Origin of the sequence: Silicimonas lutimaris (assembly GCF_047314965.1) — a bacterium.
Classification (GTDB): Bacteria; Pseudomonadota; Alphaproteobacteria; order Rhodobacterales; family Rhodobacteraceae; genus JAVJUV01.
In genome coordinates, this window is record NZ_JBLBVK010000056.1 from 164224 (window position 1) to 179408 (window position 15185).

The following is a 15185-nucleotide window of genomic DNA, read 5'->3' on the forward strand; positions in this document are numbered from 1 at the left end:
CCTTACGCGGCTTCCGCCGCCAGACGCTCGGCTTTCGCCTTCACTTCCTCGATGCCGCCGACCATGTAGAAGGCCGCTTCCGGCAGGTGGTCGTATTCACCGGCGACAACCGCCTTGAACGACGAGATCGTGTCTTCCAGCGGAACCTGAACACCGTCCGAGCCGGTGAACACCTTGGCCACGTCGAACGGCTGGCTGAGGAAACGCTGGATCTTCCGGGCGCGGGCCACGGTCAGCTTGTCCTCTTCCGACAGTTCGTCCATGCCGAGGATCGCGATGATGTCCTGCAGCGACTTGTAGCGCTGAAGGATACCCTGCACGTCACGGGCAACCTGGTAGTGCTCTTCGCCAACGATGGCCGGGTCGAGGATCCGCGACGACGAGTCGAGCGGGTCCACAGCCGGGTAGATGCCCAGTTCCGAAATCGCACGCGACAGAACGGTCGTGGCGTCGAGGTGGGCAAAGGTCGTTGCCGGCGCAGGGTCGGTAAGGTCGTCCGCGGGAACGTAGACGGCCTGGATCGAGGTGATCGAGCCGGCTTTCGTCGAGGTAATGCGTTCCTGCATCGCGCCCATGTCGGTCGCCAGCGTGGGCTGATAGCCCACGGCCGAAGGAATACGGCCCAGAAGCGCCGACACCTCGGAACCCGCCTGCGTGAAGCGGAAGATGTTGTCGACGAAGAACAGAACGTCGGTTCCGGACTGGTCGCGGAATTGCTCGGCCAGCGTCAGGCCGGTCAGCGCAACACGGGCGCGGGCTCCCGGAGGCTCGTTCATCTGGCCGTACACCAGGGCCACCTGGCTTTCCGGCAGGTTGTCCGGCTTGATAACGCCGGATTCGATCATTTCGTGGTAAAGGTCGTTGCCCTCACGGGTCCGCTCACCAACACCCGCGAACACCGAGAAGCCCGAGTGCACTTTCGCGATGTTGTTGATCAGTTCCATGATGAGAACGGTCTTGCCCACGCCGGCACCGCCGAAGAGGCCGATCTTACCGCCCTTGGAGTAGGGTGCCAGAAGATCGACAACCTTGATGCCGGTGACGAGGATTTCCGATTCCGTGGCCTGCTCGTCGAAGGTCGGCGCAGGCTGGTGAATGGCGCGCTTCTCGTCGGCATGCACAGGCTCGCCTTCGTCGACCGGTTCGCCGATAACGTTCAGGATGCGGCCCAGCGTGGCGTTTCCGACCGGCACCATGATCGGGCCGCCCGTGTCCGCGACTTCCTGGCCGCGAACCAGACCTTCGGTTGCGTCCATAGCGATGGTGCGAACCGTGTTCTCACCAAGGTGCTGAGCGACTTCCAGAACCAGGCGGTTGCCTTGGTTGGTTGTCTCCAGCGCGTTCAGAATTTCGGGCAGGTGGTCGTCGAACTGCACGTCCACGACGGCGCCGATGACCTGGGTCACTTTGCCTTTTGCGTTTGCCATTCCTCGTTCTCCGGTCTTTTAGAGCGCTTCGGCGCCCGAAATGATTTCGATAAGTTCGTTCGTGATGACCGCCTGACGCGTCCGGTTGAACTCGATGGTCAACCGCTCGATCATGTCGCCCGCGTTGCGCGTGGCGTTGTCCATGGCGGACATCCGCGCGCCCTGCTCGGACGCACCGTTTTCCAGAAGTGCCGAAAAGATCTGCGTCGCAACGCTGCGCGGCAGCAACTCGGCAAGAACTTCCTGTTCATCTGGCTCGTAGTCGAAGTAGGACGCGCCTTCGCCCTCGGATGCCTCGAACTTCGCAGGGATCACCTGCAATTCGGTCGGCACCTGGCTGATCACGCTTTCGAACTGCGAAAAGTAGATCGTCGCGACGTCGAACTCGCCCGCGTCGAAACGCGAGAGAATGTTCTCGGCAATGCCCTGCGCCTCGACATAGCCGACGCGCTTGACCTCCGACAGATCCACGTGATGGATCAGGTGATCGGCGTAGTCCCGGCGAAGCTGCTCACGGCCCTTTTTGCCGACAGTGACGATCTTCACCGTCTTTCCAGCGGCCAGAAGCTTCTGGATCCGGGTCTTCGCGAGCTTCACGATCGACGAGTTGAAGCCGCCGCACAGCCCGCGCTCCGCGGTCATGACCACCAGTAGGTGCGTCTGATCCGAGCCCGTGCCCTTCAGCAGTTTCGGCGCGTCTTCGCTGGCGCCCGCACCCGCGGCAAGCCCGGCCATCACGGCATTGAACCGCTCGGCATAGGGACGCGCCGCGGCGGCAGATTCTTCGGCCCGCCGCAGCTTGGCTGCGGCGACCATCTGCATCGCCTGAGTGATCTTCCGGGTCGACTTGACCGAGTTGATCCGGTTTTTCAGGTCCTTGAGACTAGGCATCTATCCTGTCCTTCCGGGGTTCAACTTAAGAGAAGTCGGCGGCGAACTCTTCAATCGCGGCTTTCAGCTTGTCGGCGGCATCGCCCTTGATTGCCGGATCGTCGTTGGTGATCCAGTCGAGGATGTCCTGACGCTTCGACCGCATGTGGTTCAGCAGGCCCTTCTCGAACCGGCCCACGGCGTTGACCGGGTGCTTGTCGAGATAGCCAGAGATACCGGCGAAGATGACGCAGACGATTTCCGCGTTGGTCAGCGGCGAGTACTGCGGCTGCTTCATCAGTTCCGTCAGACGGGCACCACGGTTCAGCAGGCGCTGGGTCGCGGCGTCGAGGTCGGAACCGAACTGCGCGAAGGCGGCCATTTCGCGGTACTGGGCAAGCTCCAGCTTGACCGAACCGGCGACCGACTTCATCGCTTTCGTCTGGGCCGACGAGCCCACCCGCGACACCGACAGACCGGTGTTCACGGCAGGGCGGATGCCCTGGAAGAACAGTTCGGTTTCAAGGAAGATCTGACCGTCGGTGATCGAGATCACGTTGGTCGGAATGAACGCCGACACGTCGCCGCCCTGGGTTTCGATGATCGGCAGAGCGGTCAGCGACCCGGCGCCGTTGTTTTCGTTCAGCTTCGCCGAACGCTCCAGCAGGCGGGAGTGCAGGTAGAAAACGTCGCCCGGATAGGCTTCACGTCCCGGCGGACGGCGCAGCAGCAGCGACATCTGGCGATAGGCCACTGCCTGCTTCGAAAGGTCATCATAGATGATCAGGGCATGGCGGCCGTTGTCGCGGAAGTATTCCGCCATCGCGGTCGCCGAGTACGGGGCCAGGAACTGCATCGGCGCCGGGTCCGAAGCGGTCGCGGCCACGACGATCGTGTATTCGATCGCGCCGGTTTCTTCCAGACGCTTCACCAGCTGCGCAACGGTCGAGCGCTTCTGACCCACGGCGACGTAGATGCAGTACAGCTTCTTCGACTCGTCGTCACCAGCGGCTTCGTTGTAGACCTTCTGGTTAAGGATCGTGTCCAGTGCCACGGCGGTCTTGCCGGTCTGGCGGTCGCCGATGATCAGCTCTCGCTGACCACGGCCGATCGGGATCATGGCGTCGACGGCCTTCAGGCCGGTCGCCATCGGCTCGTGCACCGATTTACGCGGGATGATGCCCGGAGCCTTCACGTCCGCGACGCGGCGCTCGGAGGAAGCGATCGGACCCTTGCCGTCCAGCGGGTTGCCGAGGCCATCGACGACGCGGCCCAGCAGAGCGTCGCCGGCGGGCACGTCCACGATGGAGTTCGTGCGCTTGACGGTATCGCCTTCTTTGATGTCCCGGTCGGAACCGAAGATAACGATACCGACGTTGTCGCTTTCCAGGTTCAGCGCCATCCCCATGATGCCGCCGGGGAACTCGACCATCTCACCGGCCTGCACGTTGTCGAGGCCATAAACGCGAGCGATACCGTCGCCGACGCTCAGCACGCGCCCGACTTCGGCGACTTCGGCTTCCTGGCCAAAGTTCTTGATCTGGTCCTTCAGGATCGCAGAGATTTCTGCAGCTTGGATCGCCATTATCCGACCTCTTTCATGGTGTTCTGGAGGGCTGCGAGCTTGGAGCGGATCGAGGTGTCGATCATCTTCGAGCCCACTTTAACGATAAGTCCGCCGATGAGGCTTTCATCGACGGACAGTTTCATCTTCACGTCCTTGCCGACCGACGCCTTGAGCGTTTCGGCCAGTGCGGACTGCTGATCTTTGGAGAGCGCCTGCGCGCTTTGCACTTCGGCGGTGACTTCGCCTTTTTCGTCGGCGATGCGGCTGCGAAGCACGGTCAGAAGCTGGTTCATCACGAACAGGCGGCGCTTCGATGCCATCAGCTTGAGCGCGTTCGCCATGGTGCCGGTCAGCCCCATCTTGGCGGCCAGCGCCGCGACAGCGCCGCTTTGCTGCTCGCGGGTATAGATCGGCGACCGGATCAGGTCGCGAAGGTCGGAACTTTCGGCGATCGCCGCTTCCAGGGTGTCCACGTCGCGCTCCAGCGCATCCAGGTCACCGCTTTCCTTTGCCAGCTCGAAAATCGCAGTCGCATAGCGACCTGCAATTCCGGTGGAGTTTGACGCAGATTCTGACACGTGACCCCTTTCGCCGCTCTTCTGTTCTTGCGCATCCGGCACGGGGACAGACACCCCCGGCCACAAGCTCACCCCGCCCGGCCAACGACCTGGCATGTGAAATCAGCGGTCATGTAGCAGAGGTCTTTTACCCCCGCAACCGCCAGCAACAGGTTGCGTACTCGGGGCCGATTCAACAAAAACAAACACTTAGCCCTAGGTGCGACCGATTGCGCCTCTGCAGGTGCGAGAAAAGTCGGGTTTGAGGCCGAGTCACCTCGCTCAAACGGGCTTCGCCTCGGGGGCACCGATGCCATCCAGGGCGCGTAGAGGGCGGCGCAATGCCTCGGGAAGGCCGCGCCGGGGCGGGGCCGGCACCTGCTTGGTGACTTCGACGATCAGCACACCGCCGGCAAACCGGTTCGATACCCTTCGCCCGATCTGCTCCAGCACCGCGCTGGACTTCAGCCAGAAGGGCGTATCCTTGGGTGGATGGAACAAGGCGCCCACATGCCGCGTCGGCTTCAGCCCCATCGCCGAAAGCATGGCCTCCAGCTGACCAAGGGAATAGGGGCGCCCGAAACCAAACGGCGTCGCATCGCGCCGCGCCCAAAGCCCGGCGCGGTTCGGAACAACGAACAGGCCCCGGCCCTCGGGGGCCAGAACGCGGTAGCATTCTTCGAGAAGGTCAATCGGATGCGCGCTGGTTTCGAGACCATGCATGACAACCAGCCGGTCGACGCTGTCTGTCTCGATCGGCCAAAGCGTCTCGGAACACAGGACCGAGACGTTGGGCATGCCCGCCGGCCACGGCATGACACCCTGCTGGCCCGGCATCAGCGCAGTCACCCTGCGGGCCTCTTCCAGAAACGGGCGAAGCAGGGGGACCGAGAATCCGAACCCAAGTACCGTTTCGCGCGACACATTTGGCCAGAACGCGCGGACCTGATCGCGGATCGTCCGTTGGGCGGCGCGGCCCAACCGCGTCCGGTAATAGAAGTTTCTCAGATCCAGAACGTCCAGATGCATTGAAGCCCGTACCGGTTTGACCCACACTCATCGTGAAGCATACCCGGAACGGAAGGCAATGCCATGACATTCGAAATCATCACCATACCCTGTCGCTCCGACAACTATGCCTTCCTGATCCATGGCAACGGCCGGACCGCCCTGGTCGACGTGCCCGAAGCCGCGCCGATCCTTGCGGAACTCGACAGGCGCGGCTGGCAGCTCGACGAGATATGGATCACCCATCACCACACGGACCACGTCGAAGGCGTTCCCGAACTTCGCGACCGTTTCGATGTCAGGGTGGTCGGTGCCGCCACCGACGCGCGCAGGCTCCCGCCGCTCGACCTCGCGGTCAGCGACGGCGACCGCTTCGATTTTGCCGGCGCGCCGGTTACCGTCATGGATGTCTCCGGTCACACGATCGGCCACATCGCCTTTCACCTGCCCGCCGCGAAGGCGGTCTTCACCGCCGACAGCCTGATGGCTCTCGGCTGCGGGCGCGTGTTCGAGGGCACGATGGAACAGATGTGGGCCAGCCTGTCGAAGCTAGCGGCCCTTCCACCCGACACGATGGTCTACTCCGGCCATGAATACACGACGACGAACGCCAGGTTCGCCCAGACCATCGAACCCGACAACCCGGCCCTGCTTTACCGGATCGACATGATAAACGCCGCGCGGGAGCGGGGGGAACCCACGGTTCCGTCACAGCTGTCGACCGAACTTGAAACCAACCCTTTCCTGCGGGCGGGCTTGGCTCAGGTGAAATCGAACCTAAATATGAGCGGTCAGAGCGATGCCGAAGTCTTTGCAGAAATAAGACACCGCAAAGATTCGTTCTGAGATAGCCACAATTTCTGTCATTTTGGGGTGCATCCTGTCGCAGTGACGGAAAATGTGACGGCCAGTGAAGAAAAAACTCTTGAAGCTTCGGAAAACTAACCGAAGTCTAATAGTAAGAGGCCACGGTCTGGACGGGGCCACGTCGCCCCGCCGACCCCTGACGTAGGAAGGAGCACGGCGCGTGCCATCTTTTTCAAAAACGCTCGAGGAAGCGATCCACGCCGCCCTGGCGATCGCCAATTCACGCCGGCATGAACTGGCGACGCTCGAGCATCTGCTGCTGGCCCTGATCGACGAACCGGATGCCGCCAAGGTCATGCAGGCCTGCTCGGTCGACCTGGAAGACCTGCGCAAGACGCTCAACGATTTCATCGACGACGACCTGTCGACCCTCGTGACCGAGGTCGAAGGCTCCGAAGCCGTGCCTACCGCAGCCTTCCAGCGCGTCATCCAGCGTGCCGCGATCCACGTCCAATCGTCCGGCCGCTCTGAGGTGACCGGCGCCAACGTCCTCGTCGCCATCTTCGCCGAGCGTGAATCGAACGCGGCCTACTTCCTGCAGGCCCAGGACATGACCCGCTATGACGCGGTGAACTTCATCGCGCACGGCGTCGCCAAGAACCCGTCCTTCGGTGAAAGCCGTCCGATCTCGGGCGCCAATGACTTCGAAGAGGAACAGCAGGCCGCACCGGCGGAAGAGGACGCCAAGGAATCGGCGCTGTCCAAGTACTGCGTCGATCTGAACGCCAAGGCGACCAAGGGCGATGTCGATCCGCTGATCGGCCGTGCCCATGAGGTGGAGCGCTGTATCCAGGTGCTCTGCCGCCGCCGCAAGAACAACCCGCTTCTGGTCGGTGACCCCGGCGTTGGCAAAACCGCGATAGCCGAGGGGCTGGCCAAGAAGATTGTCGAAAAGCAGACGCCCGAAGTGCTTCAGGGCGCCACCATCTATTCGCTCGACATGGGCGCGCTACTGGCGGGCACCCGCTATCGCGGCGATTTCGAAGAGCGTCTGAAGGCCGTCGTTACCGAACTGGAAGAGCATCCCGATGCGATCCTGTTCATCGACGAGATTCACACCGTGATCGGTGCCGGCGCCACCTCGGGCGGCGCGATGGACGCCTCTAACCTCCTGAAGCCGGCGCTTCAGGGCGGCAAGCTGCGCTGCATGGGTTCCACCACCTACAAGGAGTTCCGCCAGCACTTCGAAAAGGACCGCGCCCTGTCGCGCCGGTTCCAGAAGATCGACGTGAACGAGCCCACTGTCGAGGACAGCATCAAGATCCTTCTCGGCCTGAAGCCCTATTTCGAAGATCACCACCACGTCAAATACACCGAAGACGCAATCAAGACGGCCGTGGAACTGTCCGCGCGCTACATCAATGACCGCAAGCTTCCCGACAAGGCGATCGACGTGATCGACGAAGCGGGCGCGGCGCAGCATCTCGTCTCCGAGGAAAAACGCAAGAAGCGGATCGGCGTCGCCGAGATCGAGAATGTCGTCGCCAAGATCGCGCGCATTCCGCCCAAGAACGTCTCCAAGGACGACGCGGCGGTGCTCAGGGATCTGGAAGCCACGCTCAAGCGCGTCGTCTTCGGTCAGGACAAGGCCATCGAGGCCTTGGCGTCTGCCATCAAGCTCAGCCGCGCCGGTCTGCGCGAGCCTGAAAAGCCCATCGGCAACTATCTCTTCGCCGGCCCCACCGGCGTCGGCAAGACGGAGGTGGCCAAGCAGCTGGCGGATGTCCTCGGCGTCGAGCTTCTGCGCTTCGACATGTCGGAATACATGGAGAAGCACGCGGTCAGCCGCCTGATCGGCGCGCCTCCGGGCTATGTCGGCTTCGACCAGGGCGGTCTTCTGACCGATGGCGTCGATCAGCACCCGCACTGCGTCCTTCTTCTCGACGAGATCGAAAAGGCGCACCCGGATGTCTACAACATCCTTCTGCAGGTGATGGACCACGGCAAGCTGACCGATCACAACGGCCGGACCGTCGATTTCCGCAACGTGATCCTGATCATGACCTCCAACGCCGGCGCCGCCGAACAGGCCAAGGCCGCCATCGGCTTCGGCCGGGACCGTCGCGAGGGCGAGGATACGGCGGCGATCGAACGCACGTTCACGCCGGAATTCCGCAACCGCCTGGACGCCGTCATCTCCTTCGCGCCGCTGCCGAAAGAGGTCATTCTGCAGGTGGTCGAAAAGTTCGTCCTGCAACTCGAGGCTCAGCTCATGGACCGCGGCGTGCATATCGAGCTGACCCGGCCCGCCGCCGAATGGCTGGCGGACAAGGGTTACGATGACAAGATGGGCGCACGGCCTCTGGCACGCGTGATCCAGGAAGAGATCAAGAAACCGCTGGCAGAGGAACTGCTGTTCGGCAAGCTGACCAAGGGCGGCATCGTCAAGGTCGGCGTCAAGGACGGCCAACTCGATCTCAGGATCGAACAGGCCACGAAGCGCATCGGCTCGAAAAAGCCGCCGCTTCTGACGGCCGACTGAACCGCGCCAGACCGCAAATGGAAACGCCGCCGTAGTGCTACGGCGGCGTTTCCATTTCTCGGGTTCGCCTGCCCTAGAGATCGGCGTCGTAGGCCTGGTCCGCGCGCACCCTGTACGACCACTTCTGCCCGGCATTGCGCCATCCGTTGACGACGCGGTGCCCGGCGTGAAGGCCATCGCCGGCCTTGTCACCCTCGAAGCCGTCGATCATGGAATAGACCCGCGTGTATCCAAGATCATTCATCAGGTTGGCGGCCAAGGCGCTCCGGTTGCCGGAGCGGCACATCAGGATCACCTGCGTATCCTTGCCCGCACCGCGACTCTTCAGAAAAGCATCCAGTTCGATCGGAAAATCGGGATTGATCTCCAGATCATAGGTGCCCTTTTCCACGTCGAAGTTCGGCATCATGGGCATGACCATGCAGGGGACATGCTTGTCCACACGCTCCGGCAGACCAAGAAAGGCAACCTCGGCCCGGCTGCGGACATCGATGAACAGCACATTCGGGTCCTCCAGCATACGGGACGCTTCCTCGGCCGTGACGTACAAACCCGCCTTGGTCTGCTTTCCTGCAGGAACCTCCTGACCCCAGGCCAACGTGGCGGAAATCAGCAATGGCACAGTGAAAAGGAACTTACCGAATACTCGCATAGACACCCCTCCTCTGACGCTAGGTCACCCTCTGACCAAGATCAGGTTAGGCGAGACAGTGATTCCAATAAATGCCAAAGTTGATACGTGATTCCTTTGTGAAAGAACGCAAAGCAAAACGGCGGGCCGAAAGACCCGCCGTTCTTCGTGCTAGAGACGCCTCTTATCAGCGCGTCGGCGTGATCGTGATGTCCACGCGACGGTTCTGCTGACGCCCGGAGGCGGTCTGGTTCGAGGCGATCGGCTCGCTTTCTCCCGCGCCGACGGTACGAAGACGGCTCGACGAGACTCCGGCCTCGCGCAGAACCGACGTCACCGCCCAGGCGCGGCGCTCGGACAGATCCTGGTTATATGCGGCAGAACCGGTGTTGTCGGTGTGGCCGGTAACCGTAACGACCGATTTCGGGTATTTGTTCAGGCTCTCCGCCAGCACGAACAGATCCGACCGCAACTGCGGGTTCAGCGACGCGCTGTCGGTCGCGAAGAGAAGGCCTTCCGGCATCCGCACGATCAGCTCGTTGCCGGTATTGATCACGCCGATCTGGCCATTGTCGAAATCGTTGCGCAGTTCGGCCGCCTGCTGGTCCAGCGAATAACCGATCGCGCCGCCGACGGCAGCCCCGATCGCGGCGCCTACGGCGGCGTTCCGGACGCGGTCACTGCCACTTTCGCGCGTGGCACCAAGGAGGCCGCCAATGGCGGCGCCAATCGCGACGCCCTGGCCGGTGCGCTCACGCTCACCACCCTGCTGATAGGCGGGATCGGTACAGGCGGTCAGCGCCAGAAGGCTGGCTGCGCCAAGGATAAGGGGTTTTTTCATCGGTCGCATCGGGGTTCCCTTTGTCTCTGCAACATCTCCAGTGCCGTGATACACCAACTCCGTCGGCGCACCAGCGGCCATGGGCGGAGTTGTGCCGAGACGACCGCGCTAGGCAAGATCAGGGAGCTGTTATCCCATATCACGCCGTCTCGGCCGCCTCCCACGCAAGCATAGTGCGTTTCACGGGCAATCCCCAGTGGTATCCGCCCAATCCGCCGGATTTTCGCATCGCCCGATGACAGGGGATCAGCCATGAAATCGGGTTCCGTCCCACCGCCGTACCGACGGCGCGAACCGCATTGGGATGTCCGATGGCGCGGGCGATATCGGAATAGGTTGTCACGTGACCTGTCGGAATGGCCATCAGCGCTTCCCAGACCTTGATCTGGAACGGTGCGCCCATCAGGAACAGCTGCGCGGGCTCCGTGTTTGAACCCTGCCGTGGGAAAGCCTGCTCCGCCAGGGGCGCCAGTCCAGCCGGATCTTCCCGGAACGTCGCCCTGGGCCAGCGCGACCGCAGATCCGCCATCGTCGCATCCCTTCCGGTCTCGGCCGCGAACCCGATACCGCAGATGCCCTTCTCGGTTCCCATCAGCAGTGCCGGACCGAAGGGGCTGTCGAACCACCCCCAGGAAATCTCCAGCCCGTCGCCGCCTTTAGCGAAATCACCGGGGCTCATCGCCTCCCAGCGGACGAACAGATCGTGCAACCGGCCCGACCCGGACAACCCGACGGCATCCGCAGTCTCCAGCGTCGTATGCCGCTCGGCCAGAAGCCGCTTCGCGTGATCCAACGTCAGCCACTGCTGGTAGCGTTTCGGAGACACGCCCGCCCAGCGGCTGAAGATGCGCTGGAAATGGGCCGGACTCATCCGCATCTCGGCGGCGATCTCCTCCAGCGTCCGCGACCTGCCCTCCTCGCTGTCGAGCAGGTCAATCGCGCGGCGCATCAGCTGATAATGGTATCCGGTTTCGGTGTCCTGCATGGCGTTCATCATGGCATTCCTCATCGTCCTGTCCCAGAGCTAAGGCGCGCTTGACCGCAAGGCGACCCGGAACTTGCGGGAAAGACTTGCCGCGCCTGCGTGGTTCGGCCAAAACACCCCCGATGGCCAAGCAACTGCCCTACTCCACGATCTACGAGGTCTTCTCGCGCTTCCGCGAGGCCGAGCCCGAGCCGAAGGGCGAGCTCGAGCATGTCAACGCCTATACGCTGCTGGTCGCCGTCGCCCTGTCGGCCCAGGCGACGGATTCGGGCGTGAACAAGGCGACGCGCGAGTTGTTCAAGATCGCGGACACGCCCGAAAAGATGCTGGCGCTTGGCGAAGAGGGGCTGATCGCGCACATCAAGACGATCGGCCTGTTCCGCAACAAGGCGAAGAACGTCATCAAGATGGCGCAGATCCTCGTCGACGAATATGGCGGCAAGGTCCCGTCTTCCCGCGCCGCGCTGCAATCGCTGCCGGGGGTGGGCAGGAAGACCGCGAACGTCGTCCTGAACATGTGGTTCCGGCAACCCGCGCAGGCCGTGGACACCCATATCTTCCGCGTCGGCAATCGCACCGGCATCGCGCCCGGCAAGGACGTGGACGCGGTCGAGCGCGCGATCGAAGACCATATTCCAGCGGAATTCCAGCAGCACGCCCATCACTGGCTGATCCTGCACGGCCGCTACATCTGTGTCGCCCGCAAACCGAAATGCGGCGCCTGCCTGATCCGCGATCTCTGCCAATACGAGGACAAGACGGAATGACGACTTTCGACGTCGTCGGCATCGGAAACGCGATTGTCGACGTGATTTCGCCCGCCGATGACAGCTTTCTCGACCTGATGGGCATCGAGAAAGGCATCATGCAGCTCGTCGAGCGCGAGAGGGGCGAGATGCTCTACGGCGCGATGAAAGAGCGCGTGCAGGCCCCTGGCGGCTCTGTCGCCAACACGCTGGCGGGGCTGGGGAATCTCGGCCTGAAGACCGGGTTCATCGGCCGCGTCCACGACGACGCGCTGGGACGCTTCTATGCGAAGTCGATGGTTGAGGACGGCACCGATTTCGTCAATCCGCCTGTACCCGGTGGCGAACTGCCCACATCGCGTTCAATGATCTTCGTGTCTCCCGACGGCGAGCGCTCGATGAACACCTATCTCGGCATTTCCTCCGAGCTTGGTCCCGATGACGTCTCAGATGCCGTGGCCGGCAGCACGCAGGTCCTGTTTCTCGAAGGCTATCTCTACGACAAACCCAAGGGGAAAGAAGCGTTCGAGCGTGCAGCCAAGCTATGCCGAGAAGCCGGGGGCAAGGCAGGCATCGCACTCTCCGACCCGTTCTGCGTCGACCGCCACCGGGATGACTTCCGGCGGCTTGTGAGAGACCTGGACTACGTCATCGGCAACGAGCACGAGTGGGAATCGCTCTATCAGACAGATCTTTCGTCCGCGCTGGAACAGGCCGCCGAGGATGCCGGAACCGTGGTCTGCACACGCTCCGGCCATGATGTCCTTCTCGTACGCGGAGAAGAGACCGTCTCCGTGCCGGTCAGGCGCATCGTCCCGGTGGATGCCACCGGCGCCGGCGACCAGTTCGCCGCCGGGTTTCTCTACGGGTTCGTCACCGGCCAGACACTCGCAGTCGCCGGCCGGATGGGTTGCATCGCGGCGGCCGAGGTCATCAGCCACTATGGCGCGCGTCCCGAAGCCGATCTCAAGGCGTTGTTCCGGAAGGAAGGCGTGCTTTAGGATCGGGATTCACCGCGCGAAGGTTCTCATCTCGAAGGATGGCCGCAGTCCTGCCGCTGGCAATTGTTCACCATCGGGAAAGAGGTTCGCCGCAGGATCCCAAGTATCTCCCCATTCGGGAAACCTTAACTCGCCGGGCGATAGGTTAGGGGTGGGAGGACGGGGGAAACGCGGCCGCGGAAAATTCGAATCTAATTGTCACGACGTTGAAATGGCGCCCTAGCCGCCCAACTCCACGACAACGGCGCCAAGCGCGATCAGCGTGATCAGCGCAATCCGTCGGGGCCCTGTCGACTCGCCCAGCATCAGCCAGCCCAGCAGCGCCGAGAAGACGACACTTGTCTCCCGCAGAACCGCCGCTTCGCCGACCTTGTCCAGTCGCGTTGCCAGGAGAATGCCCCCGAAGGACATATAGGCTGTCAGGGCGCCCTGAATGCCCAGTTTCGCCAAAGGCGCGAAGGGACGCGGAAGATAGCCGCGCCGGAACACGAGATACCCGATGGGAAAAGCCAATCCGTCCAGGAAGAAAAACCATGCGATGAAGGTGAAAGGATTTTCCGTCGCCCGGATCACGAAGGCGTCCCATGTCGTGTACAGCGCCACGATGCCGCCGGTCAGCACCGCCAGCGACAGGGCCAGCGGCAGTTTTACCCGATCAACCGTGATGTGGCGCAGGTTATAGACCGCAAGGCCCAGGATTCCCGTCACCAGGATCGCGACGCCGATCCACTGGGTCTTCGTGAAAACCTCCCCGAACAGGATGCCCGCCCCAATGACGGTAAAGACCGGTCCGGTGCCCCGCACCACGGGGTAAACCACCGTGTAGGCGCCCGCCGAATAGGCGGCCGCCTGCGCCGACTTGTAGGCAACATGGATCACCCAGGCGACGGCGAACATCCACCAGATATCCGGCTCGGGCCAGGGAACGATGAAAAACGCGAAGGGCGCGGCGATGGTCGCATAGGTCGCGTCGATCACCGTCCGCGCGGTCCAGGGGTCGGTAACGCGCTTCTGAAGCGCCCCGAAGACCGCATGCAAAAAAGCAGCCTGCAACGCAAGGATCAGCGCCAGCGTCTTTCCCGCCTCTGTCCCTTCAAGTGAGACGAGCCACTCGACCACTCAGGCGTCCAGCCCCGTCAGCGCCGCCGCGAACTCGCGCGGATCGAAGGGGGCGAGATCGTCGATCTGCTCTCCGACGCCTATGGCATGGATCGGCAGCCCGAACCGGTCGGCCAACGCCACAAGGACGCCACCCTTCGCGGTGCCGTCCAGCTTGGTCATGACAAGGCCCGAGACATCGGCGACCTGCTGGAAGATCTCAACCTGCCGCAACGCGTTCTGCCCGGTCGTCGCGTCCAGCACCAAGAGCGTGTTGTGCGGCGCATCCGGGTCCTTCTTGCGGATCACGCGGACGATCTTGGCCAGTTCCTCCATCAGGTCCTGCCGGTTCTGCAGCCGCCCCGCGGTGTCGATCATCAACAGGTCCGCGCCCTCGGCCTCTGCCCGCGCCATGGCGTCAAAGGCCAGAGACGCCGGGTCCGATCCTTCCGGAGCCGTCATAACGGGCACGCCCGCCCGGTCGCCCCACACCTGCAACTGCTCCACGGCGGCGGCGCGGAAGGTGTCCCCGGCTGCGATCACCACCGATTTTCCCGCCGCCTTGAACTGGCTGGCCAACTTGCCGATGGTCGTCGTCTTGCCCGAGCCGTTCACGCCCACGACCAGCACCACCTGCGGACGCTTTGCATAAAGCGGCATGGGCTTGGCCACAGGCTCCATGATCCGGGCAATTTCCGAGGCCATGATCTCCTTCAGCTCCTCGGTCGAGAACTTCCGGCCAAACCTGCCCTCCGCCATGTTCGCGGTCACCCGCATCGCGGTTTCGACCCCCATGTCGGCGCTGATCAAAAGCTCCTCGATCCGCTCCAGCATGTCGTCGTCCAGCTCGCGCCGGACGACGGTCTTGGGAGCGGCTCGCCCCATGAGCCGCCCGAAGAACCCCGGCTTCGGCGCAGCGGCCGGCTCCGGCGCCACGATGGGTGCGGCGGCCTGTGGAACAGGCGCGATGGGCTCTGGCTCTGGCTCTGGCTCTGGCTCTGGCTCTGGCTCTGGCTCTGGCTCTGGCTCTGGCTCTGGCTCTGGCTCTGGCTCTGGCTCTGGCTCTGGCTCTGGCTCTGGCTCTGGCTCTGGCTCTGGCTCTGGC

Annotated in this window: 14 protein-coding genes; 4 read left to right on the plus strand and 10 right to left on the minus strand. The window is 63.0% G+C overall.

Going from position 1 to position 15185, the window contains the following annotated elements; translation table 11 throughout:
- Positions 1-2: 2 nt before the first annotated feature.
- The 5 genes from atpD to ACKLNI_RS18325 all read right to left on the minus strand — a co-directional run bounded on the left by atpD (position 3) and on the right by ACKLNI_RS18325 (position 5450).
- Positions 3-1427 carry a F0F1 ATP synthase subunit beta gene (atpD, locus tag ACKLNI_RS18305; RefSeq protein WP_413720542.1) on the minus strand — a complete coding sequence of 475 codons (1425 nt, stop codon included), beginning with the start codon at positions 1425-1427 and terminating at the stop codon, positions 3-5.
- Between the two features lie 18 nt (positions 1428-1445).
- Entirely contained in the window at positions 1446-2318 is an 873-nt protein-coding gene (locus tag ACKLNI_RS18310; RefSeq protein WP_413720543.1) for a F0F1 ATP synthase subunit gamma, read from the minus strand.
- A gap of 25 nt (positions 2319-2343) precedes the next feature.
- Positions 2344-3882 carry a F0F1 ATP synthase subunit alpha gene (gene atpA / locus ACKLNI_RS18315; RefSeq protein ID WP_413720544.1) on the minus strand — a complete coding sequence of 513 codons (1539 nt, stop codon included), beginning with the start codon at positions 3880-3882 and terminating at the stop codon, positions 2344-2346.
- The gene (locus ACKLNI_RS18320; protein ID WP_413720545.1) at positions 3882-4442 is read right to left on the minus strand and encodes a F0F1 ATP synthase subunit delta; all 561 of its coding nucleotides are present in this window, start codon (positions 4440-4442) and stop codon (positions 3882-3884) included. The genes atpA and ACKLNI_RS18320 overlap by 1 nt, the downstream gene beginning before the upstream one ends.
- A 261-nt stretch (positions 4443-4703) precedes the next feature.
- Positions 4704-5450 (minus strand): methyltransferase domain-containing protein, encoded by a 747-nt coding sequence (locus ACKLNI_RS18325; RefSeq protein WP_413720546.1) that lies wholly within the window; start codon positions 5448-5450, stop codon positions 4704-4706.
- 63 nt (positions 5451-5513) lie between these two features.
- Between ACKLNI_RS18325 and gloB the strand changes: the two genes are divergently transcribed.
- Both gloB and clpA read left to right on the plus strand, forming a co-directional pair.
- Positions 5514-6275 (plus strand): hydroxyacylglutathione hydrolase, encoded by a 762-nt coding sequence (gene gloB, locus ACKLNI_RS18330; protein WP_413720547.1) that lies wholly within the window; start codon positions 5514-5516, stop codon positions 6273-6275.
- A 181-nt stretch (positions 6276-6456) separates the two neighbouring features.
- Complete coding sequence (clpA, locus tag ACKLNI_RS18335; protein WP_413720548.1) at positions 6457-8778, plus strand: ATP-dependent Clp protease ATP-binding subunit ClpA; 2322 nt, start codon at positions 6457-6459, stop codon at positions 8776-8778.
- 73 nt (positions 8779-8851) lie between these two features.
- On the opposite strand, the gene ACKLNI_RS18340 is transcribed toward clpA, so the two are convergent.
- From ACKLNI_RS18340 to ACKLNI_RS18350, 3 genes are all read right to left on the minus strand, one after another.
- The gene (locus tag ACKLNI_RS18340; protein WP_413720549.1) at positions 8852-9430 is read right to left on the minus strand and encodes a rhodanese-like domain-containing protein; all 579 of its coding nucleotides are present in this window, start codon (positions 9428-9430) and stop codon (positions 8852-8854) included.
- A gap of 166 nt (positions 9431-9596) precedes the next feature.
- Complete coding sequence (locus tag ACKLNI_RS18345) at positions 9597-10259, minus strand: YiaD family glycine zipper/OmpA-like lipoprotein (RefSeq protein ID WP_413720558.1); 663 nt, start codon at positions 10257-10259, stop codon at positions 9597-9599.
- Between the two features lie 130 nt (positions 10260-10389).
- Positions 10390-11259, minus strand: coding sequence for a bifunctional helix-turn-helix domain-containing protein/methylated-DNA--[protein]-cysteine S-methyltransferase (locus tag ACKLNI_RS18350; protein WP_413720550.1), 870 nt, complete (start codon positions 11257-11259; stop codon positions 10390-10392).
- Between the two features lie 98 nt (positions 11260-11357).
- On the opposite strand from ACKLNI_RS18350, the gene nth reads away from it, so the two are divergent.
- Entirely contained in the window at positions 11358-12002 is a 645-nt protein-coding gene (gene nth, locus ACKLNI_RS18355; protein ID WP_413720551.1) for an endonuclease III, read from the plus strand.
- Complete coding sequence (locus tag ACKLNI_RS18360) at positions 11999-12982, plus strand: adenosine kinase (protein ID WP_413720552.1); 984 nt, start codon at positions 11999-12001, stop codon at positions 12980-12982. Before nth ends, ACKLNI_RS18360 begins: the two co-directional genes overlap by 4 nt.
- A gap of 219 nt (positions 12983-13201) precedes the next feature.
- Here ACKLNI_RS18360 and ACKLNI_RS18365 read toward each other — a convergent pair whose 3' ends face one another.
- Positions 13202-14101 carry an EamA family transporter gene (locus ACKLNI_RS18365; protein ID WP_413720553.1) on the minus strand — a complete coding sequence of 300 codons (900 nt, stop codon included), beginning with the start codon at positions 14099-14101 and terminating at the stop codon, positions 13202-13204.
- A partial coding sequence (ftsY, locus tag ACKLNI_RS18370) for a signal recognition particle-docking protein FtsY (protein ID WP_413720554.1) occupies positions 14102-15185 on the minus strand: 1084 nt, incomplete at its 5' end.

Bases quoted from the DNA above. Each gene is read 5' to 3' on its own strand.
- ACKLNI_RS18360 (WP_413720552.1), top strand. From the start codon at position 11,999: ATGACGACTTTCGACGTCGTCGGCATCGGAAACGCGATTGTCGACGTG.
- ACKLNI_RS18340 (WP_413720549.1), bottom strand. From the start codon at position 9,430: ATGCGAGTATTCGGTAAGTTCCTTTTCACTGTGCCATTGCTGATTTCC.
- ACKLNI_RS18345 (WP_413720558.1), bottom strand. From the start codon at position 10,259: ATGCGACCGATGAAAAAACCCCTTATCCTTGGCGCAGCCAGCCTTCTG.
- gloB (WP_413720547.1), top strand. From the start codon at position 5,514: ATGACATTCGAAATCATCACCATACCCTGTCGCTCCGACAACTATGCC.
- ACKLNI_RS18310 (WP_413720543.1), bottom strand. From the start codon at position 2,318: ATGCCTAGTCTCAAGGACCTGAAAAACCGGATCAACTCGGTCAAGTCG.
- ACKLNI_RS18325 (WP_413720546.1), bottom strand. From the start codon at position 5,450: ATGCATCTGGACGTTCTGGATCTGAGAAACTTCTATTACCGGACGCGG.
- atpA (WP_413720544.1), bottom strand. From the start codon at position 3,882: ATGGCGATCCAAGCTGCAGAAATCTCTGCGATCCTGAAGGACCAGATC.
- atpD (WP_413720542.1), bottom strand. From the start codon at position 1,427: ATGGCAAACGCAAAAGGCAAAGTGACCCAGGTCATCGGCGCCGTCGTG.
- ACKLNI_RS18350 (WP_413720550.1), bottom strand. From the start codon at position 11,259: ATGAGGAATGCCATGATGAACGCCATGCAGGACACCGAAACCGGATAC.
- nth (WP_413720551.1), top strand. From the start codon at position 11,358: ATGGCCAAGCAACTGCCCTACTCCACGATCTACGAGGTCTTCTCGCGC.